Raw genomic sequence first — 20,581 nt, 5'->3', positions numbered from 1 at the left:
CGTACGCCTCCGCCGTGGCCGCCCGCGGTACCCGGGCGGCGCAGAGCGCGGTGGTGCTGTTGCCCTCCGGGCTGATGTTGCTCCTGGGGGCGTGGGGGATCCGCCGGCAGGACGCCATATGGCGGGACGAGGCGGTCACTTACGACATGGCGCACCGCAGCCTGGCCGACCTGTGGCCCACGCTGCAGCACGTCGATGTCGTCCACGGTCTCTATTACGCGCTGATGCACCTCTGGTTCCGCGTCTACGACGTCGCCCTCGGCGGTGCCCTCGGCGAGGCCGTCGGCCTGCGGCTGCCGTCCGTGGCCGCGATGACCGCCGCCGCTGCGGGGGTCGCCCTGCTGGGCGAGCGCCTGGCCGGGCGGCGGGCGGGGCTGCTGGCGGGCTGCACCTTCGCGCTGATCCCGGTCGTGCAGCAGTACGCGCAGGAGGGCCGTTCGTATGCGACGGTCTGTGCGCTGGTCGTCTGGGCGAGCTATCTGCTGGTGGCGGCCGCGGCCCGCCCGCGCCGCACGCTGTGGCTCGGCTATACCGCGCTGGTGCTGGTCGCCTGCCTGCTGCACGAGTTCGCCTCGCTGGCACTGCCCGCGCACGGCGCCGCGGTGATCCTCGCGCAGCTGCCCCGCCGGACACGGCGCGCCTGGCTGCTCTCCTCGGTCACCGTCCTCGCCGGTCTGGCCCCGCTCGCGGTCTTCAGCACCCGGCAGTCCGCGCAGATCAGCTGGCTCATGTGGCCGGACCCCGTCCAACTGCTGACCTTCGCCGTGCTCGCGGTCCTCGGTCTCGCCTGCGCCCGCGTCCCGGTCCGCTCCCGCGGCCCGATCGGACTGCGCGCCCTCGGCATTCCCCTGCTGCTCCTGCCCACCCTCCTCCTGCTGCTCCTCTCCCATGTCGAACCGGCCTATGTGGACCGCTATGTCCTCTACTACGTCGTCGGGTTCGCGCTGCTCGCGGGCGCCGCGCTGGCACGGCTGCTGCGACCGGCCGGTGAGCCGGGCCAGACCCGTGGCCGGCGGCTGCGGCGGATGACGGCGGTGGCCGTGGTGCCGGCCGCGCTGCTGCCCGTCAACGTCCATCTGCGCAGCCCGGACAGCCGGGTCGACGATGTCACCGCGATTGCGCACGCCGTACACGAGGTGGCCGAGCCGGGCGACGGCCTGCTGTTCATGCCGTCCCGCAGGCGGATCTGGCGCGCGACCCTGCCGGACGACTTCCGTGGCCTGCGCGATCTCGCCCAGGCCGAGAGCCCGTTGGCCTCCCACACCCTCTACGGCACCGAGCGGTCCGGCGAGGCGATCCACGACCGGATGCTGGCCGTCCGCCGGATCGTCGTCGCCGGCGATCCCGACGGGCAGCCGGCCGACGACAACGACCAGGAGATCGCCAAACGGTCCACGCTGCACACCGCCTTCAAGGCCTGCCGCACACTGCAGGTCAGGGGTGCCAGGATCACGGTGTATGGACGGGCGGGGGCTTGTGGGGGGTCGAGGCCGGGTCCGGGGCCGGCGTCGGGAGCCGGAGCGGGGCCGGGGGCGGCGGTGGCGGATGCCGGTCGTCAGGCCGTCAGGTCGTGAGGCTGTCAAGGCCGTAGAGGGGCCCTGGGGTCCTTAGGTTCCTGGGTCCTCCTGGCCGCCGAGTGCCCCGAGGACCCGTGCGCGCAGGAAACGACGATCGCCATCCTGGACACGCGCATACGGACCTGCCGCCCGCAGTACCACGTCCAGCACGGCCGCCGGATCCGCGGCGTAACAGTGCGCGAAGTACGGCATATTGGCCTCCACCACGGCCCATCCGCCCCCGTCCAGCCGCCCCACATCGACGGCCGCCGCACTCGGCAGCGGTGCGAGTGCCGCCAGTCGGGCGGCGAAGGCGCGGACGTCCGGGGCGTACGGATCGTCGTCGAGCGGTGCGGGGTCCAGGCGGCCGTGGACGGCGTAGCGGGTGGCCGTGACCAGGGCGCCGTCCAGGAGGAACAGCCGGTACTCGGCGACGAAGGACACGACCTCCGAGACGAGCACCGGAGTCTGCGGCGCGGCCGGCGGCAGCTGCGTCCCGCAGGCCACCACGCCCGGCGGGAAGGACTTGTCGCTCGGCGGTTTGGCGAAGAACGGTCCGGTACGCCGTGACGCTTCCGCGTGTGTCAGCAACTCGACTCGGCGAAGGGTGAGTTGCCGTGGAAGGCGGGCCGGCCAGTCGTCCGGAGGGTCCAGCAGCCCCAGCCGCAGTGGTCCGGCGACGCGGTCGGCGGTGCGCGGTCCGCCGTACCAGTGCACCGCCCGTCCGGCCAGCGCGCGCAGGGTCTCCGGCCCGGACAAGGTCACCGTTTCGAGGCCGCGGCGGGCGGCCGCCCCGTTCAGCAGGGCGGCGGTGCTGGTGCGTTGTGCGGAGGTCAGCAGAACGGGAGCGGCGGGGCCGCGGCGCCGCGACGCCGTCATGATCCTTGCGGCGGGTGGAAGCTGCGGACGAGCTCGATGCGCCCGACGATGTGCCGGTTGAACTCCGCCAGCTCCTCCGCGGGGACCCACAGTTCGAGGATCGTCTCGCCGCCCGCCTGCCGCACCGGGTAGCGCTCGGCGAAGTCCGCCTCGATCTCGAAGCGGGTGACATGGCCGACGCCGGAGGCCGGCACATTCCAGTCGCGGGCGATCCGTATCGCGTAGTCCTCGTTGAGCACGGGGTAGAAGATCGGCTGGTCGGGCAGGCGGGGCGGCCAGGCGCGCCAGCCGGAGGCCTCGACCAGGGCCAGCTCCTCGGGGCCGGTGGGGCGCCAGAGGGTACGGGTGGCGGGCGCGGTCCCGTCCGGGCGCGGCGTCTCGATCATGCTCGTACGGTACGGGGGAGGGGAGGGCGGAGCATCGGGATTTCGGGGCCGGGGGCGCGGGGCTTGGGGGCTGTGGGGCTCGGGCTTCGGTGGCTCGGTACTCGGCCGGGCGCGGCCCGGATACCGGCGGCTAGGCGTATTGCGCCGCAGGGTCGTGCGGACCGTCCCTCACATCAGATCGGCCGTCGCCCCGTCGATCCCCAGCAGGTCCCGCAGCGCCGTCGCCCCGTCCGGGGTGAGGCGCACGGCCCTGCCGCTGCCGACCCGGCGGACCCAGTGCCGGTCCAGCAGCCGGTCGCAGAGCCGGGCACCGGCCGTGCCCGCGAGGTGGGCCCGGCGCTCGGTCCAGTCCAGGCAGCCGCGGGCCTGGGGCCGTCGCCCCGTGCGCAGCGCGGCCGGCTCGATCCCCAGGCCGTCGGTGAGCCACTGCCGCCCGGCGTCGGTGAGCGCGAACCCGCCGTCCTGGTCGAGCAGCCCCCGCCCGGTCATGGCGTCGGTGATCGTCACGCCGAGCCGGCCCGCCAGGTGGTCGTAACAGGTGCGGCCCCGGGCGAGCGCGGCGGAAGCGCTCACGGCACGCAGCCCGCGGGGCCGCTCGGCCGGCGGGTCGAGCTGTGCGATCAGGGATTCCAGCAGCTCGGCGACGCGCGGACCGGCGAGCTGGACGTAACGGTGGCGGCCCTGGTGGCGCTCCGCCAGCAGCCCGCCGTCGGTGAGCCGGGTCAGATGCTCGCTCGCCGTCGAGGGCGCGACCTGCGCATACGCGGCCAGCTCACCGGCCGTCCAGGCCCGGCCGTCGAGCAGGGCAAGGCAGAAGGACGCCCGGGTGCGGTCCGCGAGCAGTGCGGCCAGCCGTGCGAGCTCGGAGCTGTACGCCGGAGTGGTCATGACTCCATTGTCCGCCGCGAGTCTTCGGCGCCTACCGAAGGGACTCCGGCCTACGGTGCCCGTATGAGTACCTCCCCGGAGTACGCCACCTTCCACTTCCATGCGCTGCACCACGCCGACCAGCCGCTGCTGCTGCCCAATGCCTGGGATGTCATCTCGGCCCTCGCGCTCGCCGGGGCCGGATACGCGGCGGTCGGCACCACGAGCCTGGGCGTCGCCGCTGCCCATGGCTATCCGGACGGGCGCGGGCTCGCCGAGGCCCGGGACGCGACGCTGGCCCTGGCGCTGCGGCTCAATGGCCGGCTGTCCTGTCCGTACACGGTCGACGTGGAGGGCGGATTCGGCGGCGACGCCGGCCAAGTGGGAGATCTGGCCGCCGAGTTGGCGGAGGCCGGGGCGGCCGGGCTGAACCTGGAGGACGGGCTGCCCGGCGGCGGGGGGCTGCAGGACCCGGTACGCCAGGCCGAATTGCTCGGCGCGGTGAAGGAGCGGGCGCCGGGCCTGTTCCTCAATGCCCGGATCGACACCCACTGGCTGACGGACAGCCCGCCGCCGCTGTCGGCGACGCTCGCGCGCGCCGAGAGTTATCTGGAGGCGGGCGCGGACGGCATCTTCGTACCGGGCGTCATCGCCGACGAGGAGGTGTCGGCTCTGGTCGCCGGGATCCCCGCGCCGCTGAACATCCTCTTCGCCCCCGGACGGCACACCGTCAGCCGTCTGGCGGACCTCGGCGTACGCCGCATCAGCACCGGTTCGCTGCTGTTCCGTACGGCGCTGCAGGCCACCCTCACGGCGGCGGACGCGATCCGTACGGGCCAACGGCCCACGGATGCGGCCGGGGCGGGTGGCGAGGTGCTGGGTTATGAGGAGGTGCAGCGGCTGGTGGGGGAGGAGGAGTAGCCGGACGGGGACTTCGAGGGCCGGTTCTAGGCCTCCTGGCGTCCCCGGCTGCCGTGGCGCCGACGGTGCACGGCGATGACCGCGCCGGCCACGCCCAGTGCACCCGCACCGCCTATCACCCCTGCCTTGGGCAGATGACCGGCCTTCTCGGCCAGGCCGGCCAGCCCGTTGTCGGGCAGCATGATCGATGTCCGGCTCTCCGTGGGCGCGGTGGAGTCGGCGGCGAAGGCGGCGCCTGCGGGAAGCAGCAGGACGGCCAGCGCACCGGTCGCGACCGTGGCGGTACGGATCATGGAGCGGTGCTGGGCCCGCATGGGTACTCCTCGTCGTGGGCGGCTGGTGCCGCCGTAGGGGCATGGTGACTAAGGAGCACGCTACGGAGCGTCCTTAACGGTAATCCGTACGTTGTGTAACAGTCGCTGTGATCTCTGGGAGCGGTCGTGTGAAGGAACGCCCGCCCGATGGGGCAAAGGCTCTCACAAGCCGCCGGAATGGCCGATCCAAAGATTCCGTTCGCCGTCGTCTTGGATAGCTTTGTGTCAGGTTACGTCCTTTTATGTGGCGCTTTTTTGTGTGAGTGGTCACGTCGAGTGATCGACTCCACGGGGCGTATCGCGCGGTGGGCGGGCGGGCCGGCCGGCAGGCAGGGCCGCGCAGCGGCAAGGCGCGGAGGTGAAGGGCGCGGAGGCGCAAGGCGCGGAGGCGCAGGGCGTGAAGGTGTGGAGGCGTGAAGGTGGTGGCGACGATATGCGACGGCTGCGACCCGGTACGGCGCGCGCCCACCGTTTTGCCCGCGCCCCTCTCCTCGCCCTCTCCGGCCGCTCACCCCGCTCCGTCCTCGCCGCCCTCACCTCACTCGCCTCGCTCACCCTCCTCGCGACGGGGTGCGCGGGCGTGGAGGGGCTGCAGAGCGAGGGGCGAGCCCGGGACGTGGATGCGCCGCTGGTGCTGTGGCCGGACTATTCGCCTGCCCCGCCCGGCCGCGACGAGAATCCGGCGGCCCTGGTACCCGTACCGCATGTCCCGCGGATCCCCAGCGGCAGCATGGCGGACGCGAACCCGCTCGCCGTCCTCAACGCGGACATCGTCGCGCAGGGCGGAAAGCCGCCCGCCCCGAAGTCGGTACGCCGTCCCGAGCTGCACGACCTCACCAGCGACGGCAAACCGGACCTGCTCATGGCCGTCAACCTCACGCCGCGCAACAGTGAGCTGCGGGTGTACAGCGTCCGGGGCGCGGTGGTGACGCGGGTGCTCGTGCTGCGCGGGGTGCTGGCCGGTGTCGAGCTGGCGGCCGGGCACCTCGCCATCCGCGAGCCCACCAAGGATCCCCGGTACGTCAGCGTCACCGACTATCTCTGGGATGGCGATTCGATGAGTCTGTGGAACCTCACCCTCGATGACGCCCGCACCTCCCAGACCCCACGGGCCGGTGGCGGCAGCCCATGAAACGCCCGGCGGTCTCCCTCCGCTGGAAGATCGCGCTGACCGTGATGGCGGTGAGCTGCGCGGTCGCCGCCGTCCTCGGGGCCCTCGTCCACAATGCGGTGGCCCGTCAGACCGTCGGCCAGGTCCGCAAGGAGACCAGCGCCAACCTCGGCACCGCCCTGGACCTCTTCGAGTACGGCACTTCACGCGAAGGTCTCAACTCCCTCCTCGACCCGCCCCAACTTCCCGCCGAATTGCGCCGGTTGGCGCGCTCCGGCGAGCACGGCACCATGGTGGGCACGTATCGGGGCCGCCTCGTCATGTGGGCCGCGGCGCCGGCCGACGGCCACGTCATGGCCGTCTGGTCGCCCTACGGCAACACGCATCGCTCCCTCGACAAGCTCGACACCGCCATCCTCGGCTCTGCCGTGCTCGCCGCCGCGGCCGTCGCCCTCGCCGGACTGTTCCTGGCCCAGCGCATCAGCCGGCGGCTGGCCACCACGGCGGCGGTCGCGCGCCGTATCACCGCCGGCGACCTGGACGCCCGGGTCGGCAACGGCGCGGATCAGGCGGCGGGCGGCGGATCGGCCGGGCAGGACGAGGTGGCGGCGGTGGCCGCGGCGCTGGACTCGGTGGCGGGCTCCCTGCAGAGGCGGCTCCAGGCGGAACAGCGCTTCACCGCCGATGTCGCCCATGAGCTCCGGACGCCGCTCACCGGCATCCTGGCCTCGGCCGAGCTGCTGCCGGAGGGCCGGCCCAAGGAGATGATCAACGACCGGCTGCGGGCGCTGCACCGCCTCACCGAGGACCTGCTGGAGATCTCCCGGCTGGACTCCGGCACCGAGCGCGCCGACCTCGACGCCTATGACCTCGGGACGCTGGTCGAAGGCTCCGTACGCGCCACCGGCCTCGACACCGTCGTACGGATCGCCGCCGACCGGGTGATCGAGACCGACCGCCGCCGGCTCGACCGCATCCTCGCCAACCTCGTCATCAACGCACACCGGCACGGCCGGCCCCCGGTCGTCGTCACCGTTGACGCCCCGCCCGGCGGCGGTCCGGCGATCATCGAGGTACGTGACCACGGCCCGGGTTACTCCGTCGACCTGCTGGAACACGGTCCGCAGCGCTTCCGCACCGACGCCCCGGGCCGCGGCAAGGGCCACGGCCTGGGCCTGACCATCGCCGTCGGCCAGTCCGCCGTCCTGGGCATCGACCTCCGCTTCACCAACGCGCCCGACGGTGGCGCCCGCACGATCCTCCGAATGCCTGATGCCGCCCCCCGAGTTCCTCGACCCGCTGCCTGAACCCCGTTCCCCGTGCTCCGCCGGCACGGCCCCGCACGGGTGCGGCGGGGCGGCCGCCCCGCCACCTGGCCGTCCAGCCCCCCAGCGGTACCGGTCACTGCCATCCGGCTACCAGTCGATGTCATCCGGCGGCTCCGGAAACGCCTCCTCGTCGTCAGGCTCCGGCCCCAGGGGAGCATCCCCCGGCGCCCTGCCCGGCCGGGCCGCCCCGGGAGCCCCGGTCGTCGTTGCCGGCTTGGCCGCCACCGTTCCCCCGCCCGCCGCTGACGCGCCGGCTCCCTCTCCGCCGCCGCCCTCTCCGCCGGGGCTCTCCCGCCCCGCCAGCACATCCAAGATCTGCGATCCGTACTTCGCGAGCTTGTTCTCGCCGACGCCGCTGACCGCGCCGAGCTCGGCCGTGGTCGCCGGCCGGACCGTGGCGATCTCCCGCAGCGTCGCATCGTGGAAGATCACATACGCGGGCACGCCCTGCTCCTTGGCCGTACGCCCCCGCCAGCCGCGCAGTGCCTCGAAGACCGGCAGGGCCTCTTCCGGCAGGTCCGCCGGAGCCGCACGCTTGCTCTTCGTCTTCGCCTTGGCCGCCCGCGCCGCCTTCTCCGGCTCCCGCCGCATCGGCACCTCGCGCCGGCCGCCCAGCACCTCGCCGCTCGCCTCCGTGAGCACCAGCGTGCCGTAATCACCTTCGACTGCGAGCAGTCCCTGAGCCAGCAACTGCCGTACGACGCCCCGCCATTCGGCGTCCCGGAGGTCGTCCCCCACCCCGAAGACGCTCAGCCCGTCGTGATCGAACTGAATGACCTTGGCAGTCTTCTTCCCCGTCAGGATGTCGATGATCTGGCCCGCGCCGAACTTCTGCCCGCGCTCCCGCTTCAGCCGGACGACCGTGGACAGCAGCTTCTGCGCGGCCACCGTGCCGTCCCAGGTCTCCGGCGGGGCCAGGCACGTATCGCAGTTGCCGCAGGCGCTGCTCTCCTGCCCGAAGTAGGCCAGCAGCCGGACCCGACGGCACTGCACCGTCTCGCACAGCGCCAGCATCGCGTCGAGATGGGCCGACAGCCGCCGCCGGTGCGCCTCGTCGCCCTCCGACCCGTCGATCATCTTCCGCTGCTGCACCACATCCTGCAGCCCATAGGCCAGCCAGGCCGTCGACGGCTGCCCGTCCCGCCCGGCGCGCCCCGTCTCCTGGTAGTAGCCCTCCACCGACTTCGGCAGATCCAGATGCGCCACGAACCGCACATCCGGCTTGTCGATGCCCATCCCGAACGCGATCGTGGCGACCACGGTCAGCCCGTCCTCACGCAGGAAGCGGGCCTGGTGCTCGGCACGCGTCCGCGGGTCGAGCCCCGCGTGATACGGCACCGCCGCGATGCCGTTCTCCACCAGGAACTGTGCGGTCTTCTCGACCGAGGCCCGCGACAGGCAGTAGACGATCCCTGCGTCCCCCGCATGCTCGTTCCGCAGCAGGTCCAGCAGCTGCTTCTTCGGCTCGCTCTTCGCCGCGATCCGGTACTGGATGTTCGGCCGGTCGAAGCTCGCGACGAAGTGCCGGGCGTCGGCCATCCGCAGCCGGGAGGTGATCTCGGTATGGGTCGCCTCGGTCGCGGTGGCGGTCAGCGCGATCCGCGGCACCTCGGGCCAGCGCTCGTGCAGCATCGACAGCGCCAGGTAATCCGGCCGGAAGTCATGGCCCCACTGCGCGACACAGTGCGCCTCGTCGATCGCGAAGAGCGAGACCTTCCCGCGGTCCAGCAGGCTCAGCGTCTGCTCGACCCGCAGCCGCTCGGGCGCCAGATACAGCAGATCCAGCTCCCCGGCCAGGAACTCGGCCTCGACGAGCCGCCGCTCCTCCAGATCCTGAGTCGAATTGAGGAACCCGGCCCGCACCCCGAGTGCCCGCAGGGCATCGACCTGGTCCTGCATCAACGCGATCAGGGGCGAGATGACCACCCCCACACCGCCTCTGACCAGCGAGGGAATCTGATAGCAGAGCGACTTGCCGCCACCGGTCGGCATCAGGACGACCGCGTCCCCGCCCCCTATGACGTGCTCAATGATCTCCTGCTGACTGCCGCGGAACGACTCGTACCCGAACACCCGGCGCAGTACCTGCACCGCCTCGCTTGCGTCCGAGGCGCCTTCCACATCCATGTCCACGACCATTTCCACGTCCGCCAGAGCCATTCCAGAAGCCTACGAGTTCCGCGGGGGTCGCCGTCGACCCTGTGGATAACTCCCCTCGCTCCGGACGCCCGGTCCGTGGCCGCGTGCCGTGCCGGCCCGCCCGCACGCCCTGCGGGGTCGCCCGGGTCCGGGGCACCATGGAGGCACTGCGAGGTGCAGGGACACAGGCCACAGCCTGGCGCAGGCCGCGCTCACAGGCGGAGGGAGTGCCTGGGATGAGGACCGCCGGCCCCTTCGGATCCGTGGGCGATCAGCCCGATGCCGGACCCCCGCAGCGCAGTGGGCTGCTGGACCTGCTCGGCGTCGCCGCGGTGGTCCTGGACTCCGACGGGCACATCGTGCTGTGGAGCCCGCAGGCCGAGGAGCTGTTCGGCTACACCGCGAAGGAGGCCCTGGGCCAGTACGCGGGCCGGCTGCTGGTCCACGAACAGCATCTGGACCTGGTGATCAGACTCTTCGCAGAGGTCATGGGCACGGGCAGCAGCTGGGCCGGCGCCTTCCCCATCCGGCACAAGGACGGCAGCACCCGGCTCGTGGAGTTCCGCAACATGCGGCTGCTGGACGTCCGGGGTGACCTCTATGCGCTGGGGATCGCCACCGACGAGGCGGTCCTGCGGCAGGTGGAACGGGATGTGGCCCTCTCCACGCGGCTGGTCTCGCAGTCCCCGATCGGCGTGGCCGTCTTCGACACCGACCTGCGCTACCTGGCCGTCAACCCGGCGCTGGAGCGGATGAACGGTGTTCCCGCCGGGGACCATTTCGGCCGGTCGGTCCGCGAGGTGCTGCCCTTGATGGACCTCGATGCGCTCGAGAAGGCGCTGCGGCAGGTCCTGGCGACCGGCAGCCCCCTGGTCGACGCGTACACCTTGGGGCGTACCCCCGCCGATCCCGACAACGAGCACGCCTGGTCCGTCTCCTGCTACCGGCTCGAGGATCCCGGCGGGCGGATTCTCGGGGTGGCCGGCCTGGTCGTGGATGTCACCGACCGGCACCGCGAGGCCACCGAGACGGCCCGCACCCGTCGGCATCTGGCCATCATCGCCGACGGCACCTCCCGTATCGGCACCACTTTGGAGGTGGAACGGACCGCCCGCGAACTGGCCGACGTCACCGTGCCCGAGCTCGCCGACGTGGCGGCGGTCGACGTCCTGGATTCCGTCCTGGACGACCGCCGCCCCACCACACCCGGCGACCACCATGCGCTGTTCCGTGCCCTCGCGGTGCGCGCCGCCCACCCGACCGAGGCGGTGCGCGCCGCCGATCCTCCCGGCCGCCTCGCCAGCTACGGGCCCGACCGGCTGGTCACCCAATGTGTGCGCACGGGCCGCCCGATCCTGGTTTCCCACGTCGAGAAGCGGGACCTGACGCGCATCGCGCGCGGCCCCGAGGCTGCCGCCCTGCTGGCCCGCGCCGGCATCCACAGCTACCTCACCACGCCACTGATCGCCCGCGGCGAGGTACTCGGCGCGCTGTGTCTCAGCCGCGCCCGCAACCCGCTGCCCTTCGACGAGGACGACCTGACCCTCGCCGCCGAACTGGCCGACCGCGCCGCGGTGTGCATCGACAACGCCCGCCTGTACCAGAGCCTGCGCAATACGGCGGTGACCCTCCAGCGCAGCCTGCTCCCGGACCGCCCGCCGCACCGGACGGGACTGGAGACCGCCACCCGCTACCAGCCCGCCGGCACCACCAGCGAAGTCGGCGGCGACTGGTTCGACGTCATCCCCCTGGCCGCCGACAAGACCGCCCTCGTCGTGGGCGATGTGATGGGCAGCGGCATCAATGCCGCCACCACCATGGGGCGCCTGCGCACCGCCACCTCCACCCTGGCCGACCTCGATATCCCGCCGAGCGACGTACTGCGGCACATCGACAAGATCACCGTCGGGCTGGAGTACTACGCCACCTGCGCCTACGCCGTGTACGACCCGCACCGCGCGATCTGCGACATCGCCATCGCCGGCCATCTGCCCCCGGTGCTGATCCGCACCGGCAAGCCCCCTGAACTCCTCGACCTGCCCACCGGCGTACCCCTCGGCGTCGGCGGTGTCCCCTTCGAGGCCACCACCTTCCCCCTGCACCCCGGCGACCGGCTGGTCCTCTACACCGACGGTCTGGTCGAGACCCGCCACCAGCCCATCGACGCGCGCCTGGACCTCCTCCTCCGCCTCCTCGGTACCCCCGACCGTTCCTTGGAGGCCACCTGCGACCGCCTCCTCGACGCCCTTCGCGACCCGGACGACCACGACGATGTCGCCGTCCTCATCGCCCGTCCCCTACGGCTCGAAGGGCCGGTTCCCCCCACCCCGGCATGAGCGGGTCACGGCAGGGTCACGCCCGATCAACACCGGAGCCATGGTCGGCCTTCCACGCTGAAGGAGATACCCACGTAGGCCGTCCGCCCAAAGGAGGCATCATGGTGAAGCGCATCCGGAAACACCTACCCAGCGTGATCGGCGCATCCGTCCTGACGGTGGCGCTCGTCGGCACGGGTGGCGTGATGAGCGTGCAGGCGGCACCTCAGACAGCCAAGACCGCCTCGACATCGTCGAGCGCGGCGCCCAGCCTGCTCTGCAAGTTCCTCAGAGACCCCAATACCGGCAAGCTCATCGTGGTGAACGTACGGAACGGCAGGGTCGTCCAGAATCCGAGGCTCTGCGTCTTCGGCGGCGGCGGCGGTGTCGGCGGCACAGGAGGCGTCACCACGGGTGCCACCACTACGGGTGCCACCACCACGACGACCGGCACCAGCGTGACGACCGGCGCCACCACTACGGGCGCCACCACCACGACGACCGGTGCCAGCACGACGGTAGGCGCTCAGACGACCCAGGGTCAGGCCAATCAGGGTCAGGCCGTCCAGGGTCAGGCCGTCCAGGGTCAGGCCGTCCAGGGTCAGGCCGTCCAGGGTCAGGCCAATCAGGGTCAGGCCGTCCAGGGTCAGGCCGTCCAGGGTCAGGCCGTCCAGGGTCAGGCCGTCCAGGGTCAGGCCAATCAGGGTCAGGCCGTCCAGGGTCAGGCCATCCAGGGTCAGGCCAATCAGGGTGCTGGCACGCTGACGGGTAACGCTGTCACGGTGGGCGCCACGATTACCGGTGCCACGATGGGCGGTACCACTACGACGCCCCCCACTACGGCGGCTCCCACTACGGCGGCTCCTACCACCAGCGCCATGCAGCAGTAGGACATGCAAGCGGCAGGACAGGCAGAGGAGATGTCTGCCGCTGAGGGCCGCTGATGGGCGGCGGCGAACACCACCGTCAAACGGGGGCCGTGCGCAGCGGGGGAGCCTCGGTACGAGCGCGCACGGCCACCGTTGGCGGTCGTCGGAGATCAGGCGTAGAAGTTGCGCTGCCACCGGTGCTTGGCCAGAACGGCCAGTTGCTCACCGGTGAGTGGCCGCCCGTCGCTCACCGCCGTGTTGCGCTCGACGTTGCGTACGCTGCGCATTCCGGGGATGACCGTGGAGACCGCCGTCGAACTCAGCACGAACCGCAACGCGGTCGCGGCGATCTCATCGGGAGCGATGCCGAGGTCGGCGACGATGGCCGCCACCCGCCGGCCGACCTGTGCCGGCCGGTCGTCGCGGAAGTAGCGGTTGCGCCAATCACCTTCCGGGAACACCGTGTCGGCCGTGACCCGGCCGGTGAGGCCGCCCTCGTCCAGCGCCACCCGGACGATGACGCCGACGCCGTGCTCCTCGCAGGCCGGCAGCAGGGAGTCGGCCGGCGCCTGGTCGAAGATGTTGTAGATGACCTGCACACTGTCCACGGCACCGCTGCGCACGAGCGCGAGCGCACTGTCGGGCTGGTGGTCGTTGACGGAGACGCCGAACAGGCGGATCTTTCCCTCCCGCTTCAGCTCGCTGATCGTCTCCAGCCAGTCGCCGCGGCCGACCCAGTCATCGCTCCAGATATGGAACTGCAGCACGTCGAAGTGGTCCAGGCCGCTGGTGCGCAGACTGGTCTCCAGGCTTTCGCGGATGTGCACACCCGGGAACGCCTCGGCCGGGTCCGTGCCGCAGGACGGCTGCCAGACGCGGTTCTTGGGCGGCACCTTGGTCGCCACGCGTACTTCCTCGCCGCCCCGCTCACGGACGACACGGCCGACTATGCGCTCGCTCTCGCCATAGCCGCGAGCGGTGTCGATGAAGTTCACGCCGAGGTCGACGGCACGGTGCAGCGCGCGTACGGATTCGTCCTCCGTGGCACCCACCCACTTGGACTCACCGATCCCCCACGCACCGTAACCGATTTCGGACACGGACAACCCACTGCATCCCAGCTGGCGGTAGCGCACCGTCGTCATCCTCCCCGTCTGGCCCTTGCCCCGGACTCCCGGCCGGGACGAGCCGCGTCTCCTGCCCCGAATTCCTTTGACGATAGGCGACTTGGGCGGCGCGGTCAGGTGGATTCCCGGCGCCCTCGGCCAAGCCGGAGACGAGCAGCACGTACGCATCGACCCGCGGCTGACCGCCTGCGCAAGAACTCGGAAGCCTCCTTCAGTCAGCGACCGCGGTCAGCAGCTCGGCTCCCTGTCGTCGCAGTACACGCTGTTCCACACCACCCGTGACATCCTGCGTCGCTACGGTCCCGATGTCGCACCCTGGAGCAGGCAGGGCGAGATCACCTTCGGCTCGCTCGCGGTCACCGTCCTCAACGCCGTCGTGTGCCCTCTTCTGACCCGCTGGCACCCCGCCGTCGCCGAGCACGAAGCGGCGAGACCGCCCGGAGTCGCCCCTCAGCAGCACGAACAGTCGTGGGAGCACGAAGCCGAACTACGACAACAACTGCGCCTGGCCCGGAACACCTTGACGGACCTGGCCCGCGTCCTCGCAGAAGTAGCGGGAGCCGCCGACCTCTTGGCCCCCTCACCACCCCGCATCCCGAATCAGGCGGGGGGCTTGGAGAGCGGCACTCCCACGTAGGCGGCGGTCGCCCTTCACCCGTCGTCGCCGATAGCCGCCTTCGGCCAAGTCTTCGGCCAAGTCTTCGGGCACGCGCTCGATCAAGGGCCGGCACCTGTAGTGCGGGAGCCTGTACGGGAAGCCGTGCGTGACTTCCTCGGCCGGGCGGACGCCCCCTGCCCGCCTTACACGCTGGGGGCGCGGAAGGGGACTTGCCGACGGGTGGCCTCGTCGATCTCCTCGACGGTGAGGAGGGGAGTGGCCCGGGTCTGCAGGGCCCCGCTGGCCTTGACGGTGAGGCTGATGGCGGCCATGGACACCGGGTCGGGGAGGTCGACGATGAGCACGATGTCGTCCTCTCCGAAGGCGAAGTACACGGACTCGACCGTCCCGCCGAGGGCCGTGACGACCTGATCGACGGCAGCGCGGCGCCCACTCGCGCCTTCCTTGAGCAGCCCCTTGGTGCCCTCGGACGTATAGGTGGCCTGGATCAGAAACTTCGGCATCGGGACGCTCCCTGCCCATCGCATGTCCGGTGTGCAGAGGGCCTTCCCGCTGTCACACCGACCGCCACGCACCGAATGCCCTGATTCACCCGATAGACGCCAGTGCGGTGGGGGGCCTGTTCGGCAGCAGCCGACTCCACCTCAACATGGCGGACGCGGTGGACGCAGTGGCACGCGCAGGCGCAGAGCCCTGAAACGACCAAGGGCCGGCCCGGGAGGAAACCCTCGCGCGTCTGCTGTCGTTGATGTCAGACGTGGATGTCAGCGGTTGAGGACCTTCGGGTAGGGGCAGAGCTCGGAGCCGCCATACAGCCCGTCCGCTCGAAGGGGGAAACCGCACCAGGTAACCACGCGTTAGATGCGGTTTCAACATTTCTTGTAGTGGTGGTGGGATACTGGAGTTAAAGGACATCCTTCGCTGAAAGCTGTGGGGAGAGGGATGATCTCGGTGCATCTGCTACAAACTTCCCGCCCGGCACCTCCTCCGATGCGGTTGGGTATGTGGTACCTCGTTCCGGGTCTTGCGCTCCTGGCCGTACTCGCCGGTTACGTAATCCTGGCTAATGGGGTGAATCCGGTAGTGGTGATAGTGCTCGGAATACTAGCGGCGACATTCTTGGTCTTTGCCCACTCCGGACCTATCCAGGAAATCTCTACTGATCTGAAAAGCTTGAAGGTCAAGTTCCAGAAACAGATCCAAGGGCAACAGGAGCAGATTAAGGGGCAAGAGGAAGAGATCAATGGACTGGGAGACCAGGTCGGCATCCTGAAGTTGGTTGTACGTGGCCTTGTCACCAGACATATGCTCTCGCATCTGAACAAGATCGCAGGTTTGCAGGACGACTATGTGCGTTTTGAGTGGTCCATGTACAACGAATTGGAACACCTGGACGCAATGGATTATGTGGCCCCTCATAATGGGACCGGATTGCAGGCGATGAGAAACGATCACGGGCATCCTGGAAGTGAACTTCGCCTCAAGGATTATCTGGATATCACGCCAGAGGGGTTGAAATACCTGGATGCCTGGGGACAGGTGTCTAAGGAGTGAGAGGAGCTGGCATCTGGCCGTCGCGGCCGGCCGTTGCTCCTCGCCGTCACCGCGCGGGTATGGCACGTCCGAGCAAGGCCAATAACCGAAGGCGCCACCAGCTTGGGAAGTTTGGGTTCTCGGTGGGGCTGCTTGGCTGAACTGCGGCGGAGCGGGCGCGGGGCCTGCCTGGCCGGCGGCCTGGTCCCCGCCGTCCCCGTGGTTCCCCGCACGATCTGGCACATGTCTGGCACGGGATCGGCCGTCCGATCTGTACGTCTGCCTTGAGCCACGGACTACTCGTAGGTGGTCGCAGCTCGTAGAGCTTGTGCGAAGAAGCTCCAGTGACCGCCGACGGGCAGATCGCGACCGGCGTTGCTGTACGCGCCGTCCGCGTCGTCCAGGTGGTACGGGTTGATCGAGAAGGCAAATGGCGCACGCAGCAGGTGATCGACAACGACCCCGTGCTGCCGTTCGTGCTGCGTCTGCGCGATCAATCGGAGCCGCGAGGCCTTCCGGTGTTGACGGCGCACATTCCTAGCCTCGCCAGCGAAGCCAACGCACAAGGTACGGAAAGAGGTGGAGGTCTGGAGTGTCTGGCGACCCTCTACCGGCTGCTCGGGGGGAAGGCCGCTGACGTCACGTCGCCTGATCAATCAGTCTGTGAGGATCACGACGGTCGACCGGGTCAGTCACGGTTGCTGTACTTCGCTGCTGTATCCGCAGTGCATCGGACCCGCCTTACCTGGCCGGAGGGTCGCTCGAAGCGGACGCTGCCTTCCTCTCGCATCGGGCGAAGTCCTCCCACCATCCACTCGTACTGGAGTTTCATCGAGGTGGAGCAGAATCACTATCCCGAGAGGCTGGCGCATCATCGTCGGGAGGCAATGACACACCAACGATCGGGGCTGACAGTTCCTTGGGCGCAACAGCGGCAAGTTGGAGCGCCTTACCCACAGCCTCGTCTCGACCGGCCTCCGCCTCGTTTCGACCTGCCTCGGCGGCCTTGCGTGCGGACTGACCGCTTTGAACGCCGAAGTAGGCACCAACCAGAGTCCCCACCACGCCCGTGACACCCGAGAACATCCCCGGCACGCTTCCCTTGTCCTTGGCCACGATGACTGCAATGGCGAAAGTGATGAGTACTACGCAGAAGCCGCCCACCACTACCCAAAGGCCATAGGTCCAGCGCCACGAACCGCTGTTGTTTTCGTCAGGCGGGTCCGTTGCGTTCATTGGCCGCCTCCTACAGCTGAAGGTGAACCTCTACCAATCCTCGCATTCATGGAGCTAACAGCAAGCTGGCGCGACGTCGCGAGGTCGGCTCCGCGGGTTTGGCCGGTGTCCTGCCCGGTTTGGGGTCGAGCATGATCAGGGGGCCGTACGCTTGCCGGCAACTCGGGCAGGCTTCACCCTGGCCCGGTGGTCGGCGGTAGAGCCCACACCTTCACGTTCGGCAAACAGCTCGACATTCGCCCGATCCGCTCCGCGGACTTCGACGGCGACACCGAGCTGACCGAACGCGCGGTAGCCGCATACATCGCCAAGTACGCCACCAAAGGCGCCGAGACAGCCACGGGCACCCTGGACCGCCCGCTCAAGTTCCTCGCCGAACTTGCCCAGCTCGACATCAGCGACCACGCACGCCGCATGATCCGCACCGCCTGGACCCTCGGCGGATGCCGCGACCTGGAAGACCTCCGCCTACGCGCCTGGGCCCACATGCTCGGCTTCCGCGGCCACTTCTCCACCAAGACCCGCCACTACTCGACCACTCTCGGCGCCCTTCGCACCGCCCGCGCCGAATGGCGACGGCTCCAAGCCCAGCCGAACACCCTGGAGCCGGCTCCTGCCGACCCCGACGAGACCACGCTCGTCCTCTCCCACTGGTCCTTCGCCGGCACCGGCCTCACCCCCGGCGAGTCCTGGCTCGCCGCCTCCCTCCAAGGCGATCCCCAACACGACCGCGAAGCCGCCAGCGAACCCCGTGCCGAACCCAACACCGAAGGAGGCAACCGGACATGACCACCGCTACCGGGCAACTGCTGACCGTGCCGGAGGTCATGGCACGGCTGAAGTACGGACGCTCCAAGGTCTACGACCTCATCCGCTCCAAGCGCCTCACCTCGATCACCGAAGGCCGCTGCCGCCGCATCCCCGAGAACGCCTTGCAGGACTACATCCGCGACCGGATCGAGGAGGCGGCCTGATGGCTCCGCAGCGCAAGCGGAACCCCAACGGGGCTGGCACCATCACCCAGCGCAAGGACGGCCGCTATCAAGCCGCTGTGTACGTCCTTCAACCCGACGGCACCCGCGCCCGCAAGTACGCCAAGGGCAAGACCTGGACCGGAGTGCGACACCAAGCGCCGCGCCCTGCTCGAAAAGGTCGACCAGGGCGTGCCCGTCCCCACCCGCTCGGCCAAGCTCTCCGAATGGGTCCCGTACTGGCTGGACAACGTGGTCAAGCCGCGCCGCAAACGCAGCACCTACGACAAGTACGAAGCCCACGTTCGCCTCTACCTAGTGCCCATGCTGGGAGCCAAGCGGCTGGAGTCACTGGGCGTCGCTGACGTACGGCGCACCCTTCTCCAGTTGGAGAAGAAGACCACCGCTGCAACGGCCAAAGAAACGAGCGGGGGAGAAGTGGCAAGACGGCGGCTACGTCTTCGCTACTCGGAACGGTCGTCCGGTCGAGCCGCGGAACGTCTACCGCTCCTTCACCCGCGTCGCCCAGTCCGCCGGCCTCCGCGTGATCCGGCTGCATGATGCCCGCCACGGATGCGCGACGATCCTCACGGCCGCCGGCGTCGCTCCTCGCGTCGTGATGGAGATCCTCGGGCACAGCCAGATCAGCATCACCATGGACGTGTACACGCACGTCGTCCAGGACACCCAGCGTGAGGCCATCAGCCACATGGACCGGCTGCTCAAGAGGCGTCCCGGGCTTGAGTAGCCGTCGCCGTTGATGTCAGACCTGGATGTCAAAGGCCCTTCACCTACGAAAAATCGTAGGTGAAGGGCCTTTGAGCTGGTGCCCCCGGCAGGATTCGAACCTGCGACACCCGCTTTAGGAGAGCGGTGCTCTATCCCCTGAGCTACGGAGGCAAGGCCTGAGCCCCTGACAGGGTAGCCGATGCGTTCGCTGTAGTTCGCTTCTGTTGGGGATGGGGGGTGGGTGTGGCCTGGTGGTGGGGTGAGGGGGCGGGATGTGCCGATGGCGGTGGTCTGGGTGACCACCGCCATCGTGGGGGTGCTGTTGTCGGGCCGGTTGGTGGAGTCGTGGCCCGGGTGGGGTGTCAGCCGGCGATGTGCCAGCTGAGGGTGCCGTCCGCGCTGGTGAGAAGGGCCAGGAGGAGCAGGTCGACGGCGCCGAGGGTGATGCCCAGGAGGGCGCGGCCGCGGCGGGTGGTGCCGCGGGCCAGGGAGAGGCCGCCGAGGACCAGGGCGCAGGGGCCGAGAAGGATGTTCAGGACCAGGGTGCCGAGCAGGCCGAGGATGAAAGAGGCCACGGCCATGCCGTCCGCTTGGGGGCGGAGGCGGGGACGGGCGGTCGGCCGGTGCGGCTCCTTGGCTTCCGCGGCCGTCGCGGGCGAGGCCGGCGTCGGCGAGGTCGTGCGGGAGGCTTCGCTGAGCGTGGTCATCGGGAGGTCACCTCGGCGTGGTGGCGGCGTTCGCGGAGGAAGAAGACGAGCAGCCAGCCGGCGATGACGGCGGCCGCGACGAGGGTGACGGGGACGGGGAGGTGTGCCGCGGTACCCAGCATGATCCCCATCAGGAGAAGGGCTGCGACGAGGAAGAGCATGATCTTCCTTTCCGATTCCAGAGGACAGTTGTTCACTCAGTTCCTCCAGTCTACGACTGCCCACGGGTGGAGTAGTTCGGAGAACGGTTGTTTACTGGATGACATGAGTCACAGTCTTGGAGTCCGGCAGGCCCAGAAACAGAAGACCCGTCAGGCGTTGCTCGATGCGGCGCTCGGCCTGCTGGAGGAGCAGAGCCTGAGCAGCCTGGGGCTGCGCGAGGTGACGCGGGTGGTCGGGATCGCTCCCACCGCGTTCTACCGGCACTTCCGGGACATGGGTGAGCTGGGCGTCGCCCTGGTCGAGGAGGCGCTGGGGAGCCTGCATGCGATGGTGCGGGCGATCCTGGCCGAGCAGGACGGGGCCGAGGAGCGGATCGACCGTACGGTCGCGGTCGTGGAGCAGCATGTGCGCCGCTATCCGCTGCACATCAGGTTTGTGGCGCGCGAGCGGCACGGGGGCGTACGGGCCGTGCGGCAGGCCATCGCGGACGAGATGGACCGGTTCGCGGAGGAGGTCGCGGCGGCGCTCAAGTCCCAGCCGGTGTCGGAAGGGTGGCGCGATGACGATGTGCGGATGCTGGCGGAGCTGTACGTGGACCGGCTGGTGACGACGGCCGCGGCGTTGCTCGACGCGGACGCGGACGGCGCCGAGGGGGCGGCCGAGCGGGTGGTGCAGGTGGCGCGCAGGCAGTTGCGGCTGATCAGTATCGGGCGGCGGCACTGGCGGGAGGAGGGGCGGGGGGAGTAGCAGAGGAGGGGGAGTGGGGCGGGGGCTGTTTGTGCGGCCGCTTGACTTCGGTGGGCGGGTGGCGG

General features: G+C 70.0%; 21 protein-coding genes, 1 tRNA gene and 2 pseudogenes. 12 read left to right on the top strand and 12 right to left on the bottom strand.

Annotated features, from left to right (window positions below; translation table 11 throughout):
- The first annotated feature begins 14 nt into the window (after positions 1 to 14).
- Positions 15 to 1,574, top strand: a complete 1,560-nt coding sequence (locus CFW40_RS14450) for a glycosyltransferase family 39 protein (RefSeq protein WP_256331466.1) — start codon at positions 15 to 17, stop codon at positions 1,572 to 1,574.
- A gap of 33 nt (positions 1,575 to 1,607) precedes the next feature.
- Here CFW40_RS14450 and CFW40_RS14445 read toward each other — a convergent pair whose 3' ends face one another.
- From CFW40_RS14445 to CFW40_RS14435, 3 genes are all read right to left on the bottom strand, one after another.
- Positions 1,608 to 2,435, bottom strand: a complete 828-nt coding sequence (locus tag CFW40_RS14445) for an ATP-grasp domain-containing protein (RefSeq protein WP_088798308.1) — start codon at positions 2,433 to 2,435, stop codon at positions 1,608 to 1,610.
- Positions 2,432 to 2,821, bottom strand: a complete 390-nt coding sequence (locus CFW40_RS14440) for an ADP-ribosylation/crystallin J1 (RefSeq protein ID WP_088798307.1) — start codon at positions 2,819 to 2,821, stop codon at positions 2,432 to 2,434. The genes CFW40_RS14445 and CFW40_RS14440 overlap by 4 nt, the downstream gene beginning before the upstream one ends.
- Positions 2,822 to 2,989: 168 nt before the next feature.
- A complete protein-coding gene (locus CFW40_RS14435) occupies positions 2,990 to 3,709 on the bottom strand; it encodes a helix-turn-helix transcriptional regulator (RefSeq protein WP_088798306.1) in 720 nt (239 codons plus the stop codon).
- A 63-nt stretch (positions 3,710 to 3,772) separates the two neighbouring features.
- On the opposite strand from CFW40_RS14435, the gene CFW40_RS14430 reads away from it, so the two are divergent.
- Positions 3,773 to 4,609: an isocitrate lyase/phosphoenolpyruvate mutase family protein gene (locus CFW40_RS14430; protein ID WP_088798305.1), complete on the top strand. Its 837-nt coding sequence runs from the start codon at positions 3,773 to 3,775 to the stop codon at positions 4,607 to 4,609.
- A gap of 26 nt (positions 4,610 to 4,635) precedes the next feature.
- Here CFW40_RS14430 and CFW40_RS14425 read toward each other — a convergent pair whose 3' ends face one another.
- Complete coding sequence (locus tag CFW40_RS14425) at positions 4,636 to 4,923, bottom strand: hypothetical protein (RefSeq protein ID WP_088798304.1); 288 nt, start codon at positions 4,921 to 4,923, stop codon at positions 4,636 to 4,638.
- Between the two features lie 433 nt (positions 4,924 to 5,356).
- Between CFW40_RS14425 and CFW40_RS14420 the strand changes: the two genes are divergently transcribed.
- Both CFW40_RS14420 and CFW40_RS14415 read left to right on the top strand, forming a co-directional pair.
- Entirely contained in the window at positions 5,357 to 6,055 is a 699-nt protein-coding gene (locus CFW40_RS14420) for a hypothetical protein (protein WP_088798303.1), read from the top strand.
- Positions 6,052 to 7,341: a HAMP domain-containing sensor histidine kinase gene (locus CFW40_RS14415; RefSeq protein WP_088798302.1), complete on the top strand. Its 1,290-nt coding sequence runs from the start codon at positions 6,052 to 6,054 to the stop codon at positions 7,339 to 7,341. Before CFW40_RS14420 ends, CFW40_RS14415 begins: the two co-directional genes overlap by 4 nt.
- A gap of 108 nt (positions 7,342 to 7,449) precedes the next feature.
- Here CFW40_RS14415 and recQ read toward each other — a convergent pair whose 3' ends face one another.
- Positions 7,450 to 9,522 (bottom strand): DNA helicase RecQ, encoded by a 2,073-nt coding sequence (recQ, locus tag CFW40_RS14410; protein WP_176956498.1) that lies wholly within the window; start codon positions 9,520 to 9,522, stop codon positions 7,450 to 7,452.
- A gap of 215 nt (positions 9,523 to 9,737) precedes the next feature.
- Between recQ and CFW40_RS14405 the strand changes: the two genes are divergently transcribed.
- Entirely contained in the window at positions 9,738 to 11,837 is a 2,100-nt protein-coding gene (locus tag CFW40_RS14405) for a SpoIIE family protein phosphatase (protein WP_088798301.1), read from the top strand.
- Between the two features lie 101 nt (positions 11,838 to 11,938).
- Entirely contained in the window at positions 11,939 to 12,706 is a 768-nt protein-coding gene (locus CFW40_RS37090; RefSeq protein ID WP_143034566.1) for a hypothetical protein, read from the top strand.
- Between the two features lie 149 nt (positions 12,707 to 12,855).
- Here the strand turns inward: CFW40_RS37090 and CFW40_RS14390 are convergent, their stop codons facing one another.
- Positions 12,856 to 13,821, bottom strand: a complete 966-nt coding sequence (locus tag CFW40_RS14390) for an aldo/keto reductase (protein WP_088802120.1) — start codon at positions 13,819 to 13,821, stop codon at positions 12,856 to 12,858.
- A gap of 91 nt (positions 13,822 to 13,912) precedes the next feature.
- Here CFW40_RS14390 and CFW40_RS14385 point away from each other — a divergent pair, with 91 nt between their 5' ends.
- Positions 13,913 to 14,449 (top strand): hypothetical protein, encoded by a 537-nt coding sequence (locus CFW40_RS14385; protein WP_143034567.1) that lies wholly within the window; start codon positions 13,913 to 13,915, stop codon positions 14,447 to 14,449.
- Positions 14,450 to 14,613: 164 nt separating this feature from the next.
- Here CFW40_RS14385 and CFW40_RS14380 read toward each other — a convergent pair whose 3' ends face one another.
- Positions 14,614 to 14,934 (bottom strand): GYD domain-containing protein, encoded by a 321-nt coding sequence (locus CFW40_RS14380; protein WP_088798297.1) that lies wholly within the window; start codon positions 14,932 to 14,934, stop codon positions 14,614 to 14,616.
- Positions 14,935 to 15,373: 439 nt separating this feature from the next.
- On the opposite strand from CFW40_RS14380, the gene CFW40_RS14375 reads away from it, so the two are divergent.
- Positions 15,374 to 15,985, top strand: coding sequence for a hypothetical protein (locus tag CFW40_RS14375; protein ID WP_143034568.1), 612 nt, complete (start codon positions 15,374 to 15,376; stop codon positions 15,983 to 15,985).
- Between the two features lie 275 nt (positions 15,986 to 16,260).
- On the opposite strand, the gene CFW40_RS14370 is transcribed toward CFW40_RS14375, so the two are convergent.
- The gene (locus CFW40_RS14370; RefSeq protein ID WP_143034569.1) at positions 16,261 to 16,497 is read right to left on the bottom strand and encodes a hypothetical protein; all 237 of its coding nucleotides are present in this window, start codon (positions 16,495 to 16,497) and stop codon (positions 16,261 to 16,263) included.
- Between the two features lie 295 nt (positions 16,498 to 16,792).
- Positions 16,793 to 17,200, bottom strand: coding sequence for a hypothetical protein (locus CFW40_RS36645; RefSeq protein WP_143034570.1), 408 nt, complete (start codon positions 17,198 to 17,200; stop codon positions 16,793 to 16,795).
- A 180-nt stretch (positions 17,201 to 17,380) separates the two neighbouring features.
- Here CFW40_RS36645 and CFW40_RS14365 point away from each other — a divergent pair.
- The 3 genes and pseudogenes from CFW40_RS14365 to CFW40_RS14355 all read left to right on the top strand — a co-directional run.
- Positions 17,381 to 17,989: pseudogene (locus CFW40_RS14365) on the top strand (replication initiator); the annotation flags it as partial.
- Positions 17,986 to 18,174: a helix-turn-helix domain-containing protein gene (locus CFW40_RS14360; protein WP_088798294.1), complete on the top strand. Its 189-nt coding sequence runs from the start codon at positions 17,986 to 17,988 to the stop codon at positions 18,172 to 18,174. The pseudogene CFW40_RS14365 and the gene CFW40_RS14360, both read left to right, overlap by 4 nt.
- A pseudogene (locus CFW40_RS14355) lies at positions 18,174 to 18,919 on the top strand (tyrosine-type recombinase/integrase). The gene CFW40_RS14360 and the pseudogene CFW40_RS14355 overlap by 1 nt, the downstream one beginning before the upstream one ends.
- 76 nt (positions 18,920 to 18,995) lie before the next feature.
- Here the strand turns inward: CFW40_RS14355 and CFW40_RS14350 are convergent.
- The 3 genes from CFW40_RS14350 to CFW40_RS37085 form a co-directional block, all read right to left on the bottom strand.
- Positions 18,996 to 19,071, bottom strand: a tRNA-Arg gene (locus CFW40_RS14350).
- A gap of 191 nt (positions 19,072 to 19,262) precedes the next feature.
- A complete protein-coding gene (locus CFW40_RS14345) occupies positions 19,263 to 19,607 on the bottom strand; it encodes a DUF4190 domain-containing protein (RefSeq protein WP_088798293.1) in 345 nt (114 codons plus the stop codon).
- Positions 19,604 to 19,768 (bottom strand): hypothetical protein, encoded by a 165-nt coding sequence (locus tag CFW40_RS37085; RefSeq protein ID WP_030986377.1) that lies wholly within the window; start codon positions 19,766 to 19,768, stop codon positions 19,604 to 19,606. The genes CFW40_RS14345 and CFW40_RS37085 overlap by 4 nt, the downstream gene beginning before the upstream one ends.
- 103 nt (positions 19,769 to 19,871) lie before the next feature.
- Between CFW40_RS37085 and CFW40_RS14340 the strand changes: the two genes are divergently transcribed.
- Positions 19,872 to 20,516, top strand: a complete 645-nt coding sequence (locus CFW40_RS14340; RefSeq protein ID WP_088802119.1) for a TetR family transcriptional regulator — start codon at positions 19,872 to 19,874, stop codon at positions 20,514 to 20,516.
- Positions 20,517 to 20,581: the final 65 nt, after the last annotated feature.

Origin of the sequence: Streptomyces sp. 2114.4 (assembly GCF_900187385.1) — a bacterium.
In the GTDB taxonomy this organism is placed as follows: domain Bacteria; phylum Actinomycetota; class Actinomycetes; order Streptomycetales; family Streptomycetaceae; genus Streptomyces; species Streptomyces mooreae.
The sequence above is the reverse complement of the archived record's forward strand: the minus strand, read 5'-3'. Positions and strand labels throughout refer to the sequence as shown.

Coding starts and splice junctions, on each gene's coding strand:
- CFW40_RS14445 (WP_088798308.1), bottom strand. CDS start 2,435: ATGACGGCGTCGCGGCGCCGCGGCCCCGCCGCTCCCGTTCTGCTGACC.
- CFW40_RS14440 (WP_088798307.1), bottom strand. CDS start 2,821: ATGATCGAGACGCCGCGCCCGGACGGGACCGCGCCCGCCACCCGTACC.
- CFW40_RS14435 (WP_088798306.1), bottom strand. CDS start 3,709: ATGACCACTCCGGCGTACAGCTCCGAGCTCGCACGGCTGGCCGCACTG.
- CFW40_RS14430 (WP_088798305.1), top strand. CDS start 3,773: ATGAGTACCTCCCCGGAGTACGCCACCTTCCACTTCCATGCGCTGCAC.
- CFW40_RS14425 (WP_088798304.1), bottom strand. CDS start 4,923: ATGCGGGCCCAGCACCGCTCCATGATCCGTACCGCCACGGTCGCGACC.
- CFW40_RS14420 (WP_088798303.1), top strand. CDS start 5,357: ATGCGACGGCTGCGACCCGGTACGGCGCGCGCCCACCGTTTTGCCCGC.
- CFW40_RS14415 (WP_088798302.1), top strand. CDS start 6,052: ATGAAACGCCCGGCGGTCTCCCTCCGCTGGAAGATCGCGCTGACCGTG.
- recQ (WP_176956498.1), bottom strand. CDS start 9,522: ATGGCTCTGGCGGACGTGGAAATGGTCGTGGACATGGATGTGGAAGGC.
- CFW40_RS14405 (WP_088798301.1), top strand. CDS start 9,738: ATGAGGACCGCCGGCCCCTTCGGATCCGTGGGCGATCAGCCCGATGCC.
- CFW40_RS37090 (WP_143034566.1), top strand. CDS start 11,939: ATGGTGAAGCGCATCCGGAAACACCTACCCAGCGTGATCGGCGCATCC.
- CFW40_RS14380 (WP_088798297.1), bottom strand. CDS start 14,934: ATGCCGAAGTTTCTGATCCAGGCCACCTATACGTCCGAGGGCACCAAG.
- CFW40_RS14375 (WP_143034568.1), top strand. CDS start 15,374: ATGATCTCGGTGCATCTGCTACAAACTTCCCGCCCGGCACCTCCTCCG.
- CFW40_RS36645 (WP_143034570.1), bottom strand. CDS start 17,200: ATGAACGCAACGGACCCGCCTGACGAAAACAACAGCGGTTCGTGGCGC.
- CFW40_RS14360 (WP_088798294.1), top strand. CDS start 17,986: ATGACCACCGCTACCGGGCAACTGCTGACCGTGCCGGAGGTCATGGCA.
- CFW40_RS14345 (WP_088798293.1), bottom strand. CDS start 19,607: ATGACCACGCTCAGCGAAGCCTCCCGCACGACCTCGCCGACGCCGGCC.
- CFW40_RS37085 (WP_030986377.1), bottom strand. CDS start 19,768: ATGCTCTTCCTCGTCGCAGCCCTTCTCCTGATGGGGATCATGCTGGGT.
- CFW40_RS14340 (WP_088802119.1), top strand. CDS start 19,872: ATGAGTCACAGTCTTGGAGTCCGGCAGGCCCAGAAACAGAAGACCCGT.